The organism is Mucilaginibacter sp. (genome assembly GCF_039207105.1).
Classification (GTDB): Bacteria; Bacteroidota; Bacteroidia; order Sphingobacteriales; family Sphingobacteriaceae; genus Mucilaginibacter.
Genome location: NZ_JBCECK010000274.1, coordinates 1 through 3,405, shown reverse-complemented (window position 1 = coordinate 3,405; position 3,405 = coordinate 1). Strand labels below are relative to the sequence as shown.

Sequence of the window (3,405 nt, the reverse complement as noted above, 5' to 3'; positions counted from 1 at the left end):
ATCCTTTATCCTTTATCCTTTATCCTTTATCCTTTATCCTTTATCCTTTATCCTTCTTTGTAAGTTTTGAAAAGCTTATCCCAAATGTTGGTATAAAAACCATAATTGTAGCTAATATCGAGGTGATGCCTGTGGTGAAATGAAGATGTGCCTAAGTATTTAAAAGGGATTAATTTTCTGATGCCGGATGGAATAGGTTCTACACCTAAATGGCCCATGATGCCGAAAAAAATATTAACAGCCAGATAAATAAAAACCGCATATATATTAAAGCTGATCAAGGTAATGATCAATAACCATAGTGAGCCAAAGCCAACGGTTTCAAAAGGATGTAATACAAAAAGGTCAATAGGAGTTGGATCGGTATAGTGGTGATGAAACCTGTGTATAGCTTTATAAATTGCCGAATGATGTATAAAATAATGGAATATGAACATAGCCAGATCCATCAGCATAAAAAGCATAAAGAAATCAATAATTATACGCCAGGATAGTTCATAACCCAATACTATATAGCCATGCTTCCACAGCCAAAAGCCGGCATATGTGATCATAGTATTGATGATGTTGGTTACAAGGCATACGAATACTTCCTGACGCGAGGCCTGTTGAATAGGCTTGTGAGTAAGCTTAAGAATAGCCCAGCCAAAAAGTAGAGCTAATAAAGTAACCAACAGGTTCTCTGCCGCGAATATCACCCAAAGGTTAAACGATGATTGCGCGGACAGAAACCTAAGCATAGGATATTAAAATTTAATATTCAAACACCCCGAATTCTGATTTTACGGTAACCTTTTTAGTTTCGGCTTTCTCCACACGGCCAATAATTTGAGCGTCGACACCAAAGCTTTGAGATATGGCTATCAGGTCGGCAGCTATTTCCTGTGATACATATAGCTCCATACGGTGCCCCATATTGAAAACCTTATACATTTCCTGCCAGCTTGTTTTTGATTCTTCGTGAATCAGTTTAAACAGTGGCGGCACCGGGAACAGATTATCCTTAATTACATGCAGGTTGTCAATAAAATGTAGCACTTTGGTCTGCGCGCCACCGCTGCAATGTACCATGCCATGTACCTGATTGCGGTAACCGTCCAGTATTTTTTTGATGATAGGAGCATAGGTGCGCGTAGCACTTAATACCAGCTTGCCTGCTGTGATGCTTTGACCATTGCCGATATCGATCATATCAGTAAGGTTTTTACTTCCGCTGAAGATCAATTCATAAGGAATGGCAGCATCATAGCTTTCAGGGTATTTGGTGGCTATGGTTTTATTGAAAACGTCATGTCGGGCAGATGTAAGGCCGTTTGAACCCATGCCGCCGTTATATTCTTTTTCGTAACTGGCCTGGCCGTAAGAGGCTAAGCCTACGATAACATCGCCGGGCTGAATTCGGTGATTGGAGATCACTTCATCGCGTTTCATGCGGCAGGTAACGGTAGAGTCAACAATAATGGTGCGTACCAGGTCGCCAACATCGGCAGTTTCGCCACCGGTTGAGTAAATGCCGATGCCTGCATCGCGTAGTTCGCTAAGTATTTCTTCGGTTCCGTTGATGATAGCGGCTATAACCTCGCCGGGTATCAGGTTTTTATTACGGCCAATGGTTGATGACAGCAGGATATTATCAGTAGCGCCCACACAAAGCAGATCGTCAAGGTTCATGATAATAGCATCCTGGGCTATTCCGCGCCACACTGATATATCGCCGGTCTCTTTCCAATAGGTATATGCTAATGATGATTTTGTACCGGCACCATCGGCATGCATAATGTTACAATATGCAGCATCGTTGGTTAAAATGTCGGGTACAATTTTACAGAAAGCCTGAGGGAAGATACCCTTATCGATATTTTTTATTGCATTATGTACATCGTCCTTTGATGCAGATACGCCACGTTGATCATAACGTTGTGAAGAAACCATGCGCAAAACTAATGATTTTGACACTAATTACACGAATTAAGGCGAATTACACGAATAGTTGAATTTAGCGCTAAATGTTTTTAGGTATAAAAAAAAGCTGCCCGATTGACCGGCCAGCTTTGATAATTTGTGAAATTCGCAACAATTAGTGCTATTCTTGAAAAATTACTTTATGAATAACAGCTCTCTGAATTTTGGCAGCGGCCACAGGGTGTCGTCAACCAATTGCTCCAGTTTGTCCACATGGTAGCGGATAGGCTGGAAGAATGATTTTACCTTTTCATCATAATCAATGGCACGCTGGCGTATATCATCAATAGCGTTGGCTTTTTTACGTTCATCAACCATTTGCTCAACATTTGTTTTGATAAAGTTAACGTGCTCGGATATTTTACTAATAATATCAAGCTGGGCGGCATAAGCATCGCTTTTCAGGCCTATATCTTTTAAGCCTTTAACGTTCTCAATTAATTTTGATTGATAAGCTATAGCCGATGGAATGATCACGTTCATTACCAGCTCGCCCATAACACGCGCTTCAATCTGTAGTTTTTTGTAGAAGCTATCCAATAAAATCTCATGGCGGGCATGAGCTTCTCTCGGGGTAAATACACCGGTTTCGGCAAACAGAATGTCTGATTTTTCCGATAACAGCGCGTCCAGTGCCTTAGGTGTAGTTTTTACGTTTGCTAAGCCACGTGCAGCAGCCTCTTTTTCCCAGGCTTCGCTATAGCCATTGCCCTCAAAACGAATGTTTTTTGACTCCTTGATATATTTCTTGATCACCATTAATAAGGCAAGATCTTTTTTCTCGCCTTTCTTGATCAGCTTATCCACATCGTATTTGAATTTTTTAAGCTGATCGGCCACAATCATATTTAATATGGTCATTGGACTGGCCGAGTTTGCCGATGAGCCAACAGCGCGCAGCTCAAACTTATTACCAGTAAAGGCAAAAGGAGAGGTGCGGTTACGGTCGGTATTGTCAGGCAATATCTGCGGTATTTTAGGAATACCCTGCCACAGCATGTTATCCTCTTTTATTTTTTTGCTGATACGTGAGGTCTCGATCTCATCAAGTACATCATTCAACTGGCTGCCCAGGAATATAGAAATGATAGCCGGAGGAGCCTCGTTAGCGCCTAAGCGGTGATCATTATAAACTGAGGCTATAGATGCACGCAGCAAATCGGCATGTTCGTAAACGGCTTTAATGGTATTTACGAAAAATGTCAGGAACATCAGGTTGTTCTTAGGCGTTTTACCTGGTGACAACAAGTTTTTACCTGTATTGGTTATTAGCGACCAATTGTTGTGCTTACCCGAGCCGTTAAGACCGGCATAAGGTTTTTCGTGCAGTAATACTTTGAAATTATGCCTGCGGGCTACGCGATCCATCAGATCCATCAACAATTGGTTGTGGTCAATGGCCAGGTTTATTTCTTCATAAATAGGGGCGCACTCAAATTGCGA

General features: G+C 41.5%; 2 protein-coding genes and 1 pseudogene. All 3 read right to left on the bottom strand.

Annotated features, from left to right (window positions below; all coding sequences use genetic code 11):
• Nucleotides 1–47: 47 nt before the first annotated feature.
• A complete protein-coding gene (locus tag AAGC65_RS25430) occupies nt 48–740 on the bottom strand; it encodes a sterol desaturase family protein (RefSeq protein ID WP_343115263.1) in 693 nt (230 codons plus the stop codon).
• Nucleotides 741–753: 13 nt separating this feature from the next.
• Complete coding sequence (locus tag AAGC65_RS25425; RefSeq protein WP_343115264.1) at nt 754–1,932, bottom strand: AIR synthase related protein; 1,179 nt, start codon at nt 1,930–1,932, stop codon at nt 754–756.
• A gap of 165 nt (nt 1,933–2,097) precedes the next feature.
• A pseudogene (locus AAGC65_RS25420) lies at nt 2,098–3,405 on the bottom strand (glutamine synthetase type III); the annotation flags it as partial.

Coding starts and splice junctions, on each gene's coding strand:
- AAGC65_RS25430 (WP_343115263.1), bottom strand. CDS start 740: ATGCTTAGGTTTCTGTCCGCGCAATCATCGTTTAACCTTTGGGTGATA.
- AAGC65_RS25425 (WP_343115264.1), bottom strand. CDS start 1,932: ATGGTTTCTTCACAACGTTATGATCAACGTGGCGTATCTGCATCAAAG.